This window comes from Lederbergia galactosidilytica (genome assembly GCF_017873565.1).
Lineage (GTDB): Bacteria > Bacillota > Bacilli > Bacillales > Bacillaceae_C > Lederbergia > Lederbergia galactosidilytica.
Window position 1 is genome coordinate 1 of the sequence record NZ_JAGGKH010000049.1, and the last position, 1,042, is coordinate 1,042.

The following is a 1,042-nucleotide window of genomic DNA, read 5'->3' on the forward strand; positions in this document are numbered from 1 at the left end:
TCAGGGAGCAAGCTCCCATCAAATTCGCTCGACTTGCATGTATTAGGCACGCCGCCAGCGTTCGTCCTGAGCCAGGATCAAACTCTCATATAATAAAAGAAGTTTGTTTTCCTTCTCAATTGCTGGCAATGGTCTATGACCATTTATCCATGATTTATTGACGTTCGTTTCGTTCAGTTTTCAAAGATCAAACTTCGTTGCCCTCATTGGCGACTTTTCTATAATACCAAATCTCTTTTCCAATGTCAACAACTTTTTAAAAATTATTTTTGGTGGAGCCTAGCGGGATCGAACCGCTGACCTCCTGCGTGCAAGGCAGGCGCTCTCCCAGCTGAGCTAAGGCCCCAAAAAATGGTCGGGAAGACAGGATTCGAACCTGCGACCCCTTGGTCCCAAACCAAGTGCTCTACCAAGCTGAGCTACTTCCCGATATGATAATTAAGTATATTAACCGATTTTTGTTCCTGTATTAAAGTAAATTCAGTATTTATCACAATTCAAAGCGGAAGACGGGATTCGAACCCGCGACCCCCACCTTGGCAAGGTGATGTTCTACCACTGAACTACTTCCGCAAAGACATGGAAACATTCATCAGATGCGGGTGAAGGGAGTCGAACCCCCACGCCTTGCGGCACTAGATCCTAAGTCTAGCGTGTCTGCCAATTCCACCACACCCGCTTAAAACTATCAAACAAAAAAATGGTGAGCCATGCAGGATTCGAACCTGCGACCCTCTGATTAAAAGTCAGATGCTCTACCGACTGAGCTAATGGCTCGTTCATGGTGCCGGCCAGAGGACTTGAACCCCCAACCTACTGATTACAAGTCAGTTGCTCTACCAATTGAGCTAGGCCGGCAAAATAATGGTGGAGGATGACGGGCTCGAACCGCCGACCCTCTGCTTGTAAGGCAGATGCTCTCCCAGCTGAGCTAATCCTCCACAATAGCCTGGCAACGTCCTGCTCTCACAAGGGGAAGCCCCTTATTACCATCGGCGCTGAAGAGCTTAACTGCCGTGTTCGGGATGGGAACGGGTGTGAC

The 1,042-nt window shown here is 48.4% G+C and carries 7 tRNA genes and 2 rRNA genes; all 9 read right to left on the bottom strand.

Features of this window, described 5'->3' with window-relative positions:
* Window positions 1–93 (bottom strand): 16S ribosomal RNA (locus J2Z23_RS22075); the annotation flags it as partial.
* Between the two features lie 177 nt (window positions 94–270).
* Window positions 271–346: transfer RNA gene (locus tag J2Z23_RS22080), tRNA-Ala, on the bottom strand.
* Window positions 347–352: 6 nt separating this feature from the next.
* Window positions 353–429: transfer RNA gene (locus tag J2Z23_RS22085), tRNA-Pro, on the bottom strand.
* 72 nt (window positions 430–501) lie between these two features.
* Window positions 502–573 (bottom strand) — tRNA-Gly (locus J2Z23_RS22090).
* Between the two features lie 24 nt (window positions 574–597).
* A tRNA-Leu gene (locus J2Z23_RS22095) sits at window positions 598–679 on the bottom strand.
* Window positions 680–701: 22 nt separating this feature from the next.
* Window positions 702–777, bottom strand: a tRNA-Lys gene (locus tag J2Z23_RS22100).
* A gap of 5 nt (window positions 778–782) precedes the next feature.
* Window positions 783–858, bottom strand: a tRNA-Thr gene (locus J2Z23_RS22105).
* Window positions 859–865: 7 nt separating this feature from the next.
* Window positions 866–941 (bottom strand) — tRNA-Val (locus tag J2Z23_RS22110).
* Between the two features lie 6 nt (window positions 942–947).
* Window positions 948–1,042: ribosomal RNA gene (rrf, locus tag J2Z23_RS22115) — 5S ribosomal RNA — on the bottom strand; the annotation flags it as partial.